This window comes from Paenibacillus germinis, assembly GCF_013141785.1.
Classification (GTDB): Bacteria; Bacillota; Bacilli; order Paenibacillales; family NBRC-103111; genus Paenibacillus_E; species Paenibacillus_E phytorum.
The window spans coordinates 20,551-37,835 of the sequence record NZ_WHOC01000170.1; the positions used below are offsets into that span (position 1 = coordinate 20,551).

Genomic DNA, 17,285 nt, shown 5'->3' on the forward strand with positions numbered 1-17,285 from the left:
GCGGACCTAATCCTGAATGACCGTAATATTAGTTTCCCCGCCTGAGTAGACTCGGCTTGTTTGGGGGTTAAGCACCGTGGCACCTGATCTCTTGGTGAGGCGAAGAATTGCGATACGCTTTAGAGAGCTGCCGTTATAGACACTTAGCGGAGCTGCTCCGGTCTCCCGAAACTCCGTAATGAATAAATGGTTCGTACGCGGGTTTATCAGCATATTTGTTGAAGAAGGAATAGTTAACGTTCTGATCACACGATCCAATCTGCCATCAATGACAAACATCCGCCCCTTTACTGATATTTGTGCGCTTGATACATAGATTCGGTTCGTCACAGGGTTAAGAGTAATTTCACTTTGAAGTCTGCCGAGCTGAATATTGTGAATTCGATTCGTTAGCAGGTCCAATACGGAACAGAATCGGCTTAGGTTGTTAGCAATATAAAGTCGGTTTGTCCTCGTATTTAAGGCCGGAGTTATGACTGGATTTCGCCCCACTTTGACAGATGTCAGAATGTTATTCGTACTTCCGTCAATAACTGATACTGTATCTTTACTGGTGTTCGTCACATAAATTCGGTTCGTTCTTTCATCAATTGAAATTGTTGAAGGACGTCCAATAAAAGGGATTCTCTTTTGGATCTTGTTGGTACTCCCGTTCAGAACAGCAACATTGGCCTTGTTAGACGATAAGGATATTGTCGCTATATAGATCAGATTCGTTCTTGAATTAAGTGCGATTTCATCGCAGCGTTCTCCCACTTTAACAGTTGTGATGATCCGGTTCGTACGGCCGTTAATAACGGAAACAGTACCATCAAAGAAGTTAACAAGATAAATACGGTTCGTTCTCGTATTGACTGCCATTTGGAAAGGCAATTGTCCCGTTTTCAATGTTGCTATGATTTTGTTTGTGTTCCCATCCAGAACACTCAAATCGTTGTCGCCTTGTAAAAAGTACACGCGGTTCGTCACCGGATTAACGACGATGTTGGAGACTGGGCTTTTTACAGGAATAGTTGCAATTATGCGGGGTATTTGCGTATTGACTCGAGGCTTCAAGACGTGCCAAGATTTTCGCTTCATTCTGTCTCCCCTTCCAGTAGGCCGATACTTCATTCAGTATATTCATACTGTTCTGAAAGGGAACTGTATAGCAACGTATCCACAAGAAGTCCGAGGCACAAGAAAGTCCGCCCAAATTTCGAGTACTTGTAACTTGCTGATAACCTGCTAACTTTGGGCTAGATTTCAGCACCAATATCTCTTAGGCCAATCAGCCCCATAAACCGTTGGTAAAACCGCCTCCTATTTATATCCCTTTGCTCACCCAGAACTTGATGCGATCGCCATTTTTGACGGCAGTTCCGGGAGTTAGGTCTTGCTTAAACACGACCCCCTTAACGGCGACATTCGACTCCAGAATAAACTGGTATCGAAGCCCGGAGGCAATTGCCATCTTCTCGGCATCCTCCCTAGTATGAGTGACCAAATCAGGAACGACGCCTACCTTGGCTTGTACCTCGCCATCGACTGCCGGTTGATCATCGGCGTCAATAGGCGTCCGAGTCGGCGCGCCCGTTTGAGCCGGTATCTCGGATGCCGATGCTGTAGGCTTAGATGTCTCGTTACGATTTATTGATACCTCTGTAGAAGCGGGCGTCGGAATTGTCTGCGGCTTAGTGCCGTTCACAAGGTCCGGGTGCGGACGCAGTGACAGCCAGAGCAGCAGAACGAGCACACCGAAGACGGCCGTAGAAAGCAGACGCCACTTGCGCAGCTGGAACGATTCGCGGAACAGCTTGCTGAGTTGCACCATTTTGCGGTTAGTAGCCTGAAGCTCCCTGGGCTCATTTACGGCGGATTTCCACTTCTGTCCGCTTGACGACTTCATATCGTTAGCCAGTAATACCGATGTAAGAAGTTTCGTCTTCCTCTCGCCATTGATACCAAGCAGTACTTCCAGTTCCTGTTGAAAATCAGCAAGCGTACATGTCCCTTCATACGCCTTGCAGGCCAAATCTATGGCACGTTCCCGAGTTACATCCGAGAAATCCGCAAACGACCGATTCAGGTCGAATGAGTATGCACTAATAGAGGATGTCGGGATATCCGTTTTGGCACACAGCTGGTACAGAAGTAGAGCCAGCCCAGGCACACCGCGTCGTCCGTTCTTCCCTTCCGTCCAATAATTCATGATCCGCAACCGTCCATTATCTTCAATCCATATATTCTCCGCGTCAACCGTACATTCTAGCAGTCGATTGAGGCGAGTTTCTCGAATGCCCTTGGCCAGCTCGTACACATACGTGAGCGCCTTGTGACCTGTTATCTCCAAATCGCTCAGTCGATCGGACAAAGGACTTCCTGTTAACGCTTGAAGAATAACAAACAACGTTCCGTCTTCTGAACCTGCGTCCAGAATATGCATGAAATGCTCGTCGGACATCTGGGATGCTTTTCTCATCCATCGCAAGGTTTCCTTATGCGCTGATTCGTCTATCTCTTGGCAAGTATATAGAAGAACATCGCGTTTGAATGTCAGATCCATCCCTCTTAACCACAACCCGTTCGCCATCCTCTTGATCGGTTGATTGAGCGTATAGCGGTTACCAATGATACCCATGGGCGTACCCCCCTTATACGCATAGATATTCGCTTATCATCCATATTTTACGTCACTACTGGTTGTAATTCCCAAAAATCGGCAGATGTTCTTGTCGCGCTGCCGCATCTATAGTCGCCGTCGCCATCTAAGGCTTTTAATAAAATGACCCTGTCATTTTACAATGGCGGCATCACTCTCTGACCGAATAGACAGCTCGACTAGAAAGTGGGCTAACTGAATTCCCTTCCGTTTTTACTTACGTAATGCCATATTTCTCTTACAGGAATTAGCAGCCCGTCATATGCAATGAATTTCTTTATTTTACTCCGTTTTCCTTCAAATTCTTGGTTTGTCATGCAATGCGGTGTTTGATACGCTTTGGATATCTCAGCGTTAGACCTAATCTATGGAAAAGGGGACGTCCCCATGCGTGCACAGCGTTTCAAATTAACAGATACACAGCGTTTTTTGCTTCGAAATGTTTCCATCATCGGTCTCGGACTTTTTATCAATCAAATGTTGCAAACCGTAGGCAGTATCGTACTCGCCCGGGAACTGGGCGACCCTGATCTGTTTGGCGAGGTTAACCTATTGCTGCAAATCTTCGGAATGATGTCGCTTTTTCTCAATTTCGGCTTCAACTCTTCCTTAATTTATGCGTTTTCGCGAAAACCTCTGGATGCGGTTCAAACGAATTTCCGTGTCGCCTTGACAGGCAGCACCCTTTTCAGCCTCCTTATCGGATTACTGCTCTGCGCCTTAGCTCCGATATTAGCGAACTACTACCATTTGACAGAGCTTCGAGGGGCATTGATGCTGAGCTCGATCATGTTTATTTTCAACTCGATTCTAAACATTGGCGTTGCTTCCTTCTCAGGAAACCGCGATTTCGGAACGCAAGCCTTCTTTATGGTTATTACAACGGCACTGTCCACGATCGGTACGGTATTTGGCGTGCTTTTGCCGCGTGGGAGGATGAATTTACTGGAAAACATTTCACTTTGGATGGGCGTTGGGGCACTCCTGACAGCCTTTATTATTTGCATCAAAGTTGAACGTGTGCATAAACCTCGATGGTTCGGTCCTCTTCCGATTCAGGAGATCAAAAGCATGCTAGCATACGGGCTACCATCCTGGGCTGGTAATATTGCGAAGGCGTTTCAGCAGCCTTTTCTCGTCATGATGGTAGGCTCCAGCTCCGTATTGGCCGTAGGTTATTTAGCAAACGGTTTTCGTATTACCGGCTTTATCGGAATCATCACATGGGCGTTCATGATAGTCACACTGCCCTTTGTCGCAGAGAGCGCGCAGGATGTTGAAGAAAGCAAGCGTCGCGGTACGAGTTGTATCCGTTACAACAACCTCTTGCTTTATCCGTTAACAGCAATCATTTGTTTATATCCAGATCAGATTAATGAATTTTTATTTGGTTCGGATTATTCGACAGGCGATTCCGCTGCGTACATTCGCTTAATGGCGCTAGGCGTCCTCTTCTCTTCCGTTGGCCGTCTAGGCGGAAGTATTATGGCGGGTATTGGCAAGACGAAATCCTCCTTCTGGGTCATGATTGCCGCCGGGATTTTCGTTGTTATTTTTGTACCTCTAGTTGCTGCTAGCAACCCTGTACTCGCAGTTTGGATTTATACCGGAGGCTGGGCTGTGTCCGCCCTGACGATGATCGTATTTTATTACTATGAAAAGTTTGCGCTTAACTGGTGGAAGGCATACGGCGAGCCATTGCTGCCCACACTTGTGATGCTGGCGATTATGGAGGCCGGTCGATTTGCAAAAAGCTGGTTTCCCCTCTTCGTTTGCGTAGGACTTCTTGCTTTAATCAGCTTTACGATAAAGATTGAGAAAAACTCTAAACTTAGGTCAAATGCTGCGCAAAGTGCTCGTCACTTATTGTAAAGTAAGTCTCAGGTTGACATGAGCCTTTTCTGGATAAAGAATACCGCACTTGAAAGATATATTTAAAGAGGAACATACGCCACATCAGGCAGCTCCCTAACATCCCTAACCGCAATCAAGGTGTGAATAGCGATCGGTAAAGGATAATATCCTTGTCACCCGACACTCAATGAAGATAATAAGTTACACATGAAGTAACAGCAATATGATGGACGACAAGCTTAAGCAGCCGCTAATCAAATAGAGGAACATGACAACCTGTTTCGGGCTTAGTCCTGTACGAAGCAATCGGTAATGGGCCTGACTTGCGTCGGCCTGATAGATTGGTTTGCCTTGTAATAAGCGTTTGATGACAACAAATATATTATCAAAAATGGGTACACCAAGCGCCAAGATAGGGATAAAAAGGGACAAAACCGTTGCCTGTTTGAAGGCGCCATCCAGTGCAATCACACCCAGAATGAAACCAAGAAATGTTGCACCCGCATCCCCCATAAACACTTTGGCTGGTGGTTTATTATAGCGTAGGTAGGCGACGGTGACGCCAACAAGGATCATAGCCATCATGGCGGAGTCGGATTGACCTTTTGCCAACGCCACAACGAACAAAGTGATCGCGGATATCGCTGAAAGCCCCCCGGCCAAACCATCCATCCCATCCGAGAAATTAATTACTGTCGTCACGCCGAATATCCATAGGATAGTTAAAATGAACTGCAGCCAATCCGAGAGCAGTACAAATTCTCCGCTGAACGGATTGTAGAATCCACTAAATGTGATCCCCGAGGCATACACCAACACAGCCGAGGATACCTGAACAATGAACTTAGGTAAACTCGGAAAATCTTTACCATTGGTTTTATACCAGTCATCCACGGTACCAATGATCAGTAAAAGCACAGACCCAGCTACAATTGCTCCTGTCTGGAGCGTAAAGCCTTTTATAAATAACAATAAAGTAATGAAGAAACCTATAAAAATAGCGTAACTCGCTGTTAGTGGAATCGGTTCACGGTGTATTTTTCTTTCGACATCTTGCCTAGGTCTGTCCACAAAGTTAAGACGAAACGCTAATTTACCCAGTGGGGGAATTAATAAGTAGACGATGAAAAAAGAGAGTAGAAATGCTGCTGCGTATGCGATAAATACCAACTCCAATGAATGTTGATTATGAATGATCCGATACTTGATCTACTTTAATTGTAACCTTTATGTAATTCGTCCAATCACCTTGGCCTACGATATCTATGCTGTATGGTGTTCCGCCGCCTTCATCTCCCGCTTGATCCGGAGATTCAGGACCGTGTAGAAGTTGGGTAACATGCGCGGTCCCTAACAATTGATTGCCCTCTGAATAAAAGTTCAGTGTCAATTGGTACGTATGCTTCCCAGGCAATTTCCCACTAATCCAGGCTCGCGCAATAGAGTAATCACCAGTGTAATAATGGCGAAGAATACCTACTAATACTTTTCCATCTGGATCCGTGAGATTTAACAATGGCGGTAGAGGTAATCCGAAGTACAAAGGAAACGTATCCTGCAAGGTTGCTACAACAACTGAAGACAGGTCCACATTGACAGGCAGAAAAAGGGAGGATTCCAGACTTTCCCCTGCTTTGGACCAAACAGCATAGGGCACTCTTGACACGGTTTTTCCTGGCATATCCATAAACGTAAGCTTGCCGGAGACTGCAACATCACCCCGAGGCTTAGCTCTTCCACGTTCCCAAGCCTCTTTCTGAAGAACCAAATCTCCTTTGACAAAAGTTCGTTCACCAAACTTGACAACTTGAATGTTTTTAATCAGCATCGTATCGTCATAATCAGGGCTCGTTGCAGTAGGTAATGAGAGTGTTTCTGCTATGCCATTGCTTACATTAGGTTGTAGCAACCATTGATCGCCTAACCAAGAGGTTTCTATTTGAATAGCGTAGAAACCGGAAGGCGAGACGAATTCAGCTTTAGCGTGCACGTTCTGTGGCAATAGGCTGGCTCCGTTCAAAGATTCGGCATAAGGCAGATTGTACAGCGGTGTTTCTTCACCTAACTGAATATCTAAGTCCAGTGGCCGGATGACACCAAGTTTACGATTCTCCACTTTAATCCACAAATCTCCTAGCCATGTCGTATGAATCTGAACCCACGTATAAGAAAGGGGTGAAGCGTAATTCTGATCCCCAAGCTGTGTAGAGACCACCTCAACATCCTGAGGACTGAGCTCAGCCAGCGGCTCTTGAAAATCGTAGGTAGGTTCCGCATACAGCGGTGTAGTGTCCAAAAGACTAATCTTCTTAGGCATTCCCTGAGGCAGGTTTGTTTTGCCGCTTTGCATATCTGACGCTGCTAGGACGCCAGTGGACATATAAATCATGCACAGAACTAGGATCAACGCTATTTTTTTCAAAAGCAAGCCTCCTCATAATAGATCTACAAAATTGACGTTTCGTTTTTCCAAATGGTTCCAATCAAAAAAAAAAAAAGAGCCGCTTCAAAGCAGCTCCTCTACTATAGTTGCCTGTTATTTTAGCCTGCTTCCGATCATTTCTGTCATCCTGTTTGTTGCTATTGAATGTCCAACACAGTTTCACAGGAAAGCTATAACCCATAGACTTCAACAAAAGCTTGCCCTCTATTAATTCCACTCACTTTTTAAAAGTGAGAAACAGCGGTTATCGACGTAACCCCCGTGAGAGTAAGAATATCCTCTAAGTACGCCGTCTTCATTAAAACCAATTTTTCTTAATAAATTTATAGAAGGGATAGCATCTACATTCGTAAATGCTTCTATTCGGTACAGTCCCATTGTTTCAAAGCCGAAGGAAATTAAGCATTTTAATATTTCAGTCATGTACCCTTTTCGCCAATATTTTTTTCCCAAATCATAAGCTATTTCTCCACGTGAACCTCGATGAATTTCCCAACCATTGTATCCACAAGTACCTATTAAGGTACTATCTTCTTTTTTAAAAATCCCCCATCGGATAGCTTTATTTTTAATAAATAGATTGTTCATAAAATTAATTAAATCCTCTGCTTGTTCAATACTTTTAAATGGGTCTTCGCCCATATCTTTTGTAACGTCTGCATCGGAAAAAATTTCAAATACCGCAGGTGCATCTTCAATTGACATCTGACGCAAAATAAATCGTTCAGTCTTTAATGCTGGAAACACTTCTAAATTCATATGAAACCAAAACCTCTCTATGGCTTGAGTAATGAAGCTACAATGTCAGTTTAATGTATTGGGAAAAAATGGACAATGGAAATATTAATTATATTTAACTAGTAGTTATTCCTCCTTAAGATACATCGCAGGAATAGCGAATCGTTTAACCGTTAAACCTTCTTTGATATTGAATTCATAAATATTTCTTTCTTTGTATTCCATTAAGATTTGATCAAGTATTCTGCTTATCAAAACACAATCCCCTAATGCATCATGACGTTTAATATCATTTGTTTTGATTTGGTAATGCCTAACAAGATAATCCGTACTAAAAACGTCAAAAAGTTCAGGATGCAATTTGGCAAATAATGCCTTAGTATCGATAACGCGATTCTCAAACAATGATATATTACTCATTCGGCAATGTTTATGAAGCATTGGAAGATCATATTCATAGCCTGCTTGTGTGACCAATACAGCCGTTCCGCAAAAATCTATAAACTGCTGGTATGCTTCAGCAAATGCTGGGGCATTGGTTAAACTTTCATTGGAAATCCCCGTTAATTGCTCAACTCTTTCTGGAACTAACTTGGGCGATTTTACTAAGGAACTGAACTTTCGTAATATTTTTCCGTTCTGATAAATAATAGCGCCAAATTGAGTGATGTACTCCTTCTCAACAAAAATTCCAGTTCCCTCTAAATCAAATATGCAAAACGGACGCTCATGGATATGATCAACTAAGACATCTTTAACCAGATACTCAGTTTCCGATAAATAATGAATATTCACGTGGTTCACATCCTTATTAAATAACCTAATATAATGCGGATTCTTACCAATTAGTTGATATTGGCATAGTACTTATCCTGTCATATTAATATAAGCAACGCTCGCGAGCCACAAGCAAATGGGGAGAATTAGGCTTGCGAGGGTAATTTTCAAAGTGAGTGGTTGCTTATAGTTCAAAGCAATGATGATGTCGGAGATTAAGAAGATGAGGGCCGCTAAGAGGCTGATGCGCAGTAAAATAAGCCCGAAGCCGCAATGCAACAATGTTGAGATAGTCAGTCTCAGCCATTGGCGGTGGGCTACAGAGCGTGTGATCAGTTCACTGGCCATAGAGGTAGCTGTTCCGTAAATATAAATAGCAGGTGCGGCATACAACATATAAACGTTGATTATGCGAAATGCTTCGTGTGAATGGGCGCTGATGGAATGTATACTGCGGGCACCGAATGGGTCGGGCTCCAACCAAGCATAGATAATGGAAAATAAGAAGGTCGTTATTCCAGCACTTATGATTTTTCTCAAAAGTAGTTGTCTGAATGGGATGTACATAGACGATAAACTCCTTTCCTCGCCTAAAAGCACAGTATCGTAATACATGCATCGTACCCCAAGGAGGGAGCATAGTAAGGTCTAAATTTAGTGGAATGGACTTTCCCCACACTATTGCACCCGCCACCCTACCTAATTTTACCACATTATCCTGCACGTTGGTTGAAAAAACGGCTACCGATCAACTAGGTCGGCTACCGTTTCCTGGTGTTTATTAAGCTATTGTTTTTCATTAGTTAAGTGAAAAAAATTTATCATAAACTGAATCAACGATATCTAGAAGTTCAGTACGTAAACCTTCACCCTCCATTTTGTATATAATCTGACGTGCAGTTTCGATATTCATGATTACTCGACCAGTTGTTTCAAAACCTTCTGGCATATCTACATATTCTTTAACTCTAGCTATAACAAAAACAGTATAAGTATCGGTACTATCCCAATACCACGATGCAATTGGTATTCTATTTGATTCCAAAATAAGACCAGCTTCTTCAACGGTCTCACGATCAAGTGCAGTATCTATATCCTCGTTATTTTCTATTCTTCCACCAATCGTAGTTAAGCTTTTTTCATTTTTATCCCAACCCATAACAATCGAACCATCTTTTGTTATAGGTATGCTATGTATACCTGCAATTCTTTTATCAGTAGGAAATGCACCAAATAATGGTTTTAACATAACAGAACCTCCAAGATTTATTAAACTCAATCCATAATATTCCACCCCCCCACTATTCAATCCTGCCGGTTACTTGATTGAACAAAAATAGGAGCTGGCAAGCTCCTTCACTTTTGACCATTAATTGTTAAAATTTTCGTTAGATTAGTCAGACCGAATGCTAGCGGTTCAATATCGTGTACAGAATTATCGAAGTAATTACGAATGATCTCATCGCTCTTCTGCCCAATCGTATTATGAGGTTACCGATTCTCAGCAACCACGGTGTAGAATCTTTTTTATATCCATACTTTACCATGAAGTGGCCTTCTGGGCATGGGATAATGTCTACGGGAGCTTACTTGATTAAGGTGGAGGTAGGAAAAGGTGCCAAATTTTGTTATTCGAAGGATGCGACAACCGGACGATTTTGTAGCGGTTGCGCCGTTGCTGAATATGATCTGGTCGGAGCCAACAACGGCTAAACGGCTGAAGGAAGACGAGGACAAAATTCCTCCAGGCAAATTGCAGGTTACATCCTATAAGCATTAATAAAGTAATTAAGAACGAAATGAGTATCTTCATTACTTACACTTTCCCCTATAGTATATCAACGTTTGATTTATTCGATTTGTTACAGCTTTTGTTGAAAATTACTGCTCGTTGCTTGAATGAGCAAAAAGAGGAGCTGCCACGAAGCAAGCGCCTCTAAATAGTTCGTCGTTATGTGATTATCAGGTCTATTATGTAAAGGATACGGTTCCTCGACAGTTTTGGTAAAGCTCCCATAAATCCATCCATTGCCAATTTTATATCATTATGATAAAGTTAAATTAGAATAATTTGAATCAAGTAACTCAAATCAATGTAGAGGTGTTTTCTATGAACGATAAAAAAATAAAACTTGGTGTACCAAACCAAGAGGGTCAGTTATCTATGATGTTTACAAGAGGCGGACCTCGTGAGGGTGCTGGCAGAAAAGGCTTTGGTGAAACAAGAAAAGTTTCTTTAACCTTATCTAAAGAGACATGGGATGAGATAGAAAACCGATGCAGTATCCTAGATTGCTCTAGGTCGGAAGTTTTACGTAATATTATTGAATCTTGTATTACTAAAATGTGAGAGATAGGTGAAGCCTTTGTTTGTTGAGGTATCTCAAAAGTTATTATCTAATGCATTGCAATATGTTACTAATGCTGTCCCGGCAAGAAGCATTATTCCTATCCTTTCTGGGATTAAATTGAAGGTCGGACCATGTGGAATGACACTTACTGCAGGTACTATTGACATGATGCTACAATATGAAATTCCATACGAAAAAGATCACATGTCAGTCCATGAAAGTGGAAGCATGGTAATACCAGCACGTTTATTCACTGAAATCATACGTAATTTACCTATCGGATTAGTAACACTTGAAACCAAAAAAGGTTTAAATGTTGTTATTCGATCAGGCAAAGCAGCTTATCATTTGAGCGGAATGGATCCCGAAGTATATCCGCAGATTTCAAACTTCGAATACTCTCAAATGATTAGTCTTCCGAATGACCAATTCAGAAAAATAATAAAACAGGTTTGTTTTGCAATTTCTTCATCTGATTCCAGACCCGTTTTAACTGGAGTTTCATGTCAATTTGATAACGAAAATCTTAGACTTGTAGCAACAGATGGCATACGACTCGCTTCAAGAGTTATTAATGTAGGAAACAAATTGATAAAGAATTTTTCCAATGTTATTATTCCTGGAAAACATTTATCCAATTATTCGAAAATGCTACATGACGAACAAGCAGCAACAGATATTTCGATTGGAGATAATAAAATAACATTCAAAACAAATAACTTGATTATGCAATCCTCATTGATTGAGGGCACTTTCCCTTCCCTAGACAAACTTACACCAGATGCATTTACTACAGAAATAACCTTTGATTCGATTATTTTTTTGAGATCAATAGAACGCGCCTCCCTTTTGGCAGAGGAACACAATATTGTTAAACTACACATCTCCTCAAATAACATTATTGAGTTATCTTCAAGAGCAACAGGAATCGGAGATGTACTGGAAGAGGTTGAATTTGATGAGCTATATGGAGATCAAATCTCTGTATGCTTCAATATTAAATATATGATTGACATAATGCGGTCTGTCGATTGCAGCAAAGTAAAAATAAGATTTTCCGGAAAATGGAATCCTATAATTGTTCAACCCATAGATAACCAAACCTCTTTATACATAATGACACCAATTAGATCCCATTAATAAAATATAAAATTCTCAAAGCGTTATTATCCTAAAGTTCCTCATTAACGCAATCTTTGCAGGAACATGAATCGTTCCTTGTTCGACTAGCTTTAACATTTTTAAGTTGGGCAACGATGATGACGCTAATGATTACCAGAAGGAACCATGAACTGATCTTGCTGAAACTAACCAGTTGCCAGGTTTGGTGCTGATCAGGGTATTTCCAAGCATCAAAAAATGTGGCTATATTTTCTGCTAACCAAATGAAAAAACCTACAATGAAAAAAGCGAGAGTTAAGGGCATTCGATAAGTTATAGTCCGTACCCGATAGATGATCCGTGTTTTCCAGAAGATAATAAACACAAGTGCCGTCAACCACCAACGAAAATCGGGAATGAAGTGATGTGTGAAAAAGTTGAAATAGATGGCTCCACCTAACAGCACCGAGTACCTAAGCCCAGGCCAGCCGGTCATGTCCATCCGCAATCTCCGCCACACCTGACACATAAAGCTTGCTACACTTGCATACATAAATCCGCTATAGAGCGGTACACCGAGCAACTTCGTATACCCAGGCTCAGGATATGACCATGATCCCATCCATACCTTATATAACTCCAGCAACAATCCAATAAAGTGAAATATACAGATTACTTTGATTTCATCACGTGTCTCTAATCCGCTGCGGTACATGAAATATTGCACTCCAAGCAGTATAAGTAGAATGGCATCATAACGATGAATGAAAGGTACCGCTATTACGTTAGAGAGAGCTAAAGTTCCAAAGATCGCAACAGGAAATATGCAGCTCATCGACTGATGATAGCCAAAATGCAGTAGTTGAATGATTGGTTTCAATTATACTTATCTCCTGTCCATGCCCATTTGTCTTAGCTCAAGAATAACGGCAAAATTCCTATTTAAAAAGAGAATTTTTTTCGTTTAATATTTCTTATTTTTGGTTACTCGACATTGTCTAGAAAAAAATCTAATTTCGATGAAAGGAGTAGAAGAGCCGCTTTCTCGAATTATCGGAAAGAGGCTCTTATCACTTCTAAATGTACTTTCGATGGGTGTTCTTATTGGCTATCTTGATCCTGATCGCTTTCGTTACCTAACCATCTTTGGATTAAGGAGTTTGCATCGGCCACCAAGGCTGTTTTAGCACCTTCGGAAATAATATCCTTCTTGGACGATTTGTTTATTTTCTTCACAAAATCGTTCATCACTTCGGCGGCATTTTTAAACTTGTCTTTATTTTCATGCTTCCGGGCATTCTTCAAACTCTCGGAAAGCTTATCCTTGAGAGATCCGCTTAAATCACCGGAAGCAAAATAATAGTCCAGTAGCCGCTCCATTGAAGTGATACTTGTTTTAACAACAATATGAGTCACTAACTGCGATACGTTACCAGCCTGATCCGTCACTGCGATTTGAATCATATGGGTTCCTAACTGGCCTGCCAAATGCATTGACGTGCCGTCATCAGTATACGGATTACCGTCTACGGTGATCGTTTGATTGGCAACGCCCGACATTGTGTCGGAAGCGTGCAACTCCAACGTGATCGACTCGCTATCCTGAAAACCGGTCCCTTCAGACAGAGGGGCGCCATTAACGGATACGGCTATCGTCGGTGCTGTTTGATCGACTTTTACCGTGATGGACTTCGCAACTTCCACGTTGCCGACTTTATCAGTAGATCGATACTGTACCTCGTAAGTTCCGTCGGCACTAAGGTTTAACGGAGCAGTGTAAGGCTGCCAGCTCCCCCCTTCATTCAAGCTGAATTCCGTCCTTGCAATACCGGAAAGTTCGTCTTTGGCGGACAAGGTTACGGTTAAAGGATGTATATGCCAACCGTCCATCCCGTTAGGATGGTCAGGCGATGTATATGCCGTCGTTACCGGAGGCGTCGCATCGGTTTCCCTGTCTATCGATTCTTGCAACTGAGTAATCAACAGCTGAAGCGTACTTATAGAACTGTCATAAGCATAAGGGAAATTGTTTAACAAGTCTTGCAACTGGCTTCTCAGGCTGCTGTCTCCTTTTCCCAATTCAAGCAAGCTTTCCGCTTGTTTGATCAATCCCAAGTAGCTGCCCAAAAGCCCAGGACCATATACCTCAAATTCAAAAATGGAATATCCGTACTGTGTACCTCTTTCAATTCCTTGGAACTTCACATATCTGGCCTTTCTGGTGTCAAACGTAATCGTCTCGACTCCACCATGACCGTCGATCGTACCGTCGCTGGATTTAACATTCATCGATTGTTCGCCATCGCCGGAAACGAATATTTTGTACTTCTTGGCAAAAGCATTCTCCCATTTGATGACGACATTGTTGACATCTTGTTGTTTTCCCAGATCTACAGTGAACCAGGTATCGTCAGTAAAAGTACTCGACCATCTTGTACCCACATTACCATCGACAGCCTGATCCGCAGATAAATGAGGGGCTTCTGCTGCCAATGAATCCGCATGCCTGTTTAAAGCCAAATTGATACCGTCAAAACTGGTAGCTTTATTAAGAATTATCAAATTATCGATGATACCTTTAAAAGAATGCGTTGCGCTTCCAATCTTTGCAATCGGTAAAACCATCGTATCAATATGTGGTGACGATCCATTCGTTACCCATAATTTTTCAACATATTCGTTTCCATTTACATAAAGGGATACGCCTTTATTGTCTCCTGACAGCAGCAAGTGCGTCCACTTCCCTGCCGGAACTTGATATTGAAAGATACTGTTGTAGTGTTCTTTTGAAAATCCTAATTTTCCCGTATTACCTTGATTCAGCTTCACTTGACCGATAGGCGATTCCATGAGAACCGCGTCATCAGGATTGTCGGCATCCGGTTTGACCCACATGGAAACGGTCCATCCGAACCCTAAGGATTGCAGTGGTGTTTCAATGTAGTTTTCTCCACCGCCGAATCGCACACCCTTTCCATATTTACCACTTGTGATCGATATATGCTTGCCGATTCCATCGAAACCGTTTCCTGAAGAATCGGTGAAACCGTTTTCGAAAAGGTACCTCAACACATTGCCGTCTTGATTTTCTACTTGAAGCCTATGTGATATGTTGGCATTCGGCGCTTCTCCGATCAGAGATGCTGCGTTTGCATAGGTTTGGTAGTCTTTGTCTTCTCTGGTACCGGTCCACATCTTTTCGGATAACACCTGCACAGCAGGGAACATCCTGTCGTGGGAATCATCCATGGATAACCCGCTTGCATCCGAGATGTCATTCCATAGCGCAATCATAGCGCCTTTTAGTTTTGGATGGCCGTAAGGCAAAGTCGTATTTGAAAATACATTCGGTTCCCACATATGATACATAAATTTAGGATCCATATATTCTTTATACAATCTTGGCACAAGATACATATAGCTGTTCTCCGTGTTGAGGATATCGTATCCAAGATTGATCGCTTGCCGAGCGTCTCCGTAGGGTACGTGCCAGATATCCATCGTTGCTTGGTTGCTTACTGGGGTTACGCCGCCATATTCAGTCATGCCGCCCCACAAATGCGGATGTTTGCCTTTGCTGTTGATATGGTTAATAAGCGTATCCATGTACCCGCGAAAAACATCTTTATCGCTGCCCCAATATTCGTCTGTACCGATATGGACATCGGGTCCGATAAAGATCGGGTTATCGCCGTCCATATATTCATCGAACAGACTTTTTACAAAATCCACGGTTTTCGGTTTTGTAATGTCCAGATGAGGTCCGCTCCCCAATGACGGATCGAAAGAAGTAAACGCCCGTGAATGCCCCGGCGTATCGATCTCCGGTATGACATTAATACCGTAATCCATGCCAAGCCGCACTAGATTTCTAAAATCATCCTTCGTGTAGGAACCACTTTTGCTCGTAAGTCCAGGATATGCCGTACTCTCCAAACGAAATGCCGTATTTGTACCGTCTTCAAACGGTGTCCCTACATCGTCGTTCAAGTGAATTTGAAATTGGTTCATCTTGTACCAGGACAACAGTTTGACATAGTCTCTCAAGAAATCGATCGTATAAAACTTTCTGGCGACGTCAATCATGAGTCCGCGAGTTTCATACTTGGGATAATCTCTTGCTGTCCCTTTTGGGATGCGGATATGATCTTCGTCCTGTTTCAAGATTTGAAGGGCGGATCTCGTCCCAAAAAATGCGCCCGTCACCTCGGCCGATGTAATCGATACATAATCATTTACATCGAAAAGATAGCCTTCTTTTCCAAGCCAAGTTAATGTATCGTCTATGGACAAATAAATGTCGCCAGATTGCGGAGCCCCATAAAAGATTTCCAGATCGATGTTGCCAATATCCTTCAAATCATCCTTTGTTTGCTCTGCTGACTTTTGCAAGGCTTCTTTATATGCCGGATTTACAACGATTCTTGAAGTACTTGTCAGGTTATAATACCCGCTTCTGCCATACCATTCTCTCAGTGACGGTATGACCTTCGGCTCCTTGTTCAAGTCAGTCGTTTGCGTATATTGACCAGGAACAACAACAAGCACGTTACCGGTAATGCCCTTCTCATCGGGATTATTCACCTTTTCAACCTGGAAAAGGAGATTCACTTTAGCATCAACGAGCGGCGTGTGGATTTTGCCCGCTTTATCGATGACAGGCAGTTTGTCGCTGCCATATACGGAAACCTTATAGCCTTGAGGTACATTCGGCATAACGATCTCCGTTTGTCCCTTTGCGATCGGCGGTATTTTGGTAATGCCTTTCACGATTTTAGGCAAATCTCCGGCGTTATACACCTCTAATTCGAAGAAGGAATATCCGTAAAAGTTTCCATCTACCGGAGCCCTTTGTACGCCTTGAAATTTAACGTACCTGGCTTTGGCATCATCAAAGTCGGTGATTTCCGTCCCTCCTTTGCACACAATCTCACTGTCATTTCCCAGGACATTGGTCCACTGCTGCGCATCGCTCGAAACCATAATTTTATACTTGCTCGCGGGGGTTTGCCATTTAATACTCACCCGGTTAATGACGAATTCTTGTCCAAGGTCCACATAGAACCATTGATCATCATTTAAGGCGGATGACCATCTTGTATTGCCATTGCCATCAACGGCATTGGCCGGACCAAGCCAGTCCACTTCATTCCCTGAAGCATATACCGCTTTATATACCGATAAATTAACGCCTACATCGGCACTGTAAACGGATTCATTTACGGACTGGGTAACTGGATGATTTGGGGAAACGGTGTCTGTTTGCCCTGCAGCAACAGCATTTTGAGTGAAGCTTGCAGGAAGAAGCAGTGTAAGTAGAAGCACCAGCGACAACAACATAGAACAAGATTTCCTTATCATTTTCTCCTCCTTGAAAAAC

Annotated in this window: 14 protein-coding genes; 4 read left to right on the forward strand and 10 right to left on the reverse strand. The window is 42.6% G+C overall.

Annotation, left to right across the window (positions count from 1 at the left end; genetic code table 11):
- Window positions 1-6: 6 nt before the first annotated feature.
- On the reverse strand, window positions 7-1,080 hold the full coding sequence (locus GC102_RS33180) for a YncE family protein (RefSeq protein WP_171693281.1): 1,074 nt from the start codon (window positions 1,078-1,080) through the stop codon (window positions 7-9).
- Between the two features lie 226 nt (window positions 1,081-1,306).
- The gene (locus GC102_RS33185) at window positions 1,307-2,620 is read right to left on the reverse strand and encodes a PASTA domain-containing protein (RefSeq protein ID WP_171693282.1); all 1,314 of its coding nucleotides are present in this window, start codon (window positions 2,618-2,620) and stop codon (window positions 1,307-1,309) included.
- A gap of 408 nt (window positions 2,621-3,028) precedes the next feature.
- On the opposite strand from GC102_RS33185, the gene GC102_RS33190 reads away from it, so the two are divergent.
- Window positions 3,029-4,513 carry an oligosaccharide flippase family protein gene (locus tag GC102_RS33190; RefSeq protein ID WP_171693283.1) on the forward strand — a complete coding sequence of 495 codons (1,485 nt, stop codon included), beginning with the start codon at window positions 3,029-3,031 and terminating at the stop codon, window positions 4,511-4,513.
- A 183-nt stretch (window positions 4,514-4,696) separates the two neighbouring features.
- Here the strand turns inward: GC102_RS33190 and GC102_RS33195 are convergent, their stop codons facing one another.
- From GC102_RS33195 to GC102_RS33220, 6 genes are all read right to left on the reverse strand, one after another.
- Window positions 4,697-5,665, reverse strand: coding sequence for an MraY family glycosyltransferase (locus GC102_RS33195; protein ID WP_171693322.1), 969 nt, complete (start codon window positions 5,663-5,665; stop codon window positions 4,697-4,699).
- A 16-nt stretch (window positions 5,666-5,681) separates the two neighbouring features.
- Entirely contained in the window at window positions 5,682-6,917 is a 1,236-nt protein-coding gene (locus GC102_RS33200) for a hypothetical protein (RefSeq protein WP_171693284.1), read from the reverse strand.
- Window positions 6,918-7,145: 228 nt separating this feature from the next.
- Window positions 7,146-7,697 (reverse strand): GNAT family N-acetyltransferase, encoded by a 552-nt coding sequence (locus GC102_RS33205; RefSeq protein ID WP_171693285.1) that lies wholly within the window; start codon window positions 7,695-7,697, stop codon window positions 7,146-7,148.
- 105 nt (window positions 7,698-7,802) lie between these two features.
- A complete protein-coding gene (locus GC102_RS33210; protein WP_171693286.1) occupies window positions 7,803-8,471 on the reverse strand; it encodes a 3'-5' exonuclease in 669 nt (222 codons plus the stop codon).
- Between the two features lie 72 nt (window positions 8,472-8,543).
- The gene (locus GC102_RS33215; RefSeq protein ID WP_171693287.1) at window positions 8,544-9,020 is read right to left on the reverse strand and encodes a hypothetical protein; all 477 of its coding nucleotides are present in this window, start codon (window positions 9,018-9,020) and stop codon (window positions 8,544-8,546) included.
- A gap of 232 nt (window positions 9,021-9,252) precedes the next feature.
- Complete coding sequence (locus GC102_RS33220; protein WP_171693288.1) at window positions 9,253-9,702, reverse strand: NUDIX domain-containing protein; 450 nt, start codon at window positions 9,700-9,702, stop codon at window positions 9,253-9,255.
- Between the two features lie 366 nt (window positions 9,703-10,068).
- Between GC102_RS33220 and GC102_RS33225 the strand changes: the two genes are divergently transcribed.
- From GC102_RS33225 to dnaN, 3 genes are all read left to right on the forward strand, one after another.
- Entirely contained in the window at window positions 10,069-10,233 is a 165-nt protein-coding gene (locus tag GC102_RS33225) for a hypothetical protein (RefSeq protein ID WP_171693289.1), read from the forward strand.
- Between the two features lie 330 nt (window positions 10,234-10,563).
- Complete coding sequence (locus GC102_RS33230; RefSeq protein ID WP_171693290.1) at window positions 10,564-10,803, forward strand: hypothetical protein; 240 nt, start codon at window positions 10,564-10,566, stop codon at window positions 10,801-10,803.
- A 16-nt stretch (window positions 10,804-10,819) separates the two neighbouring features.
- A complete protein-coding gene (dnaN, locus tag GC102_RS33235; protein WP_171693291.1) occupies window positions 10,820-11,944 on the forward strand; it encodes a DNA polymerase III subunit beta in 1,125 nt (374 codons plus the stop codon).
- 31 nt (window positions 11,945-11,975) lie between these two features.
- Here the strand turns inward: dnaN and GC102_RS33240 are convergent, their stop codons facing one another.
- Window positions 11,976-12,785 (reverse strand): DUF817 domain-containing protein, encoded by an 810-nt coding sequence (locus tag GC102_RS33240; RefSeq protein ID WP_171693292.1) that lies wholly within the window; start codon window positions 12,783-12,785, stop codon window positions 11,976-11,978.
- A 221-nt stretch (window positions 12,786-13,006) separates the two neighbouring features.
- Window positions 13,007-17,266, reverse strand: coding sequence for a discoidin domain-containing protein (locus tag GC102_RS33245; protein WP_246321259.1), 4,260 nt, complete (start codon window positions 17,264-17,266; stop codon window positions 13,007-13,009).
- Window positions 17,267-17,285 lie beyond the last annotated feature (19 nt).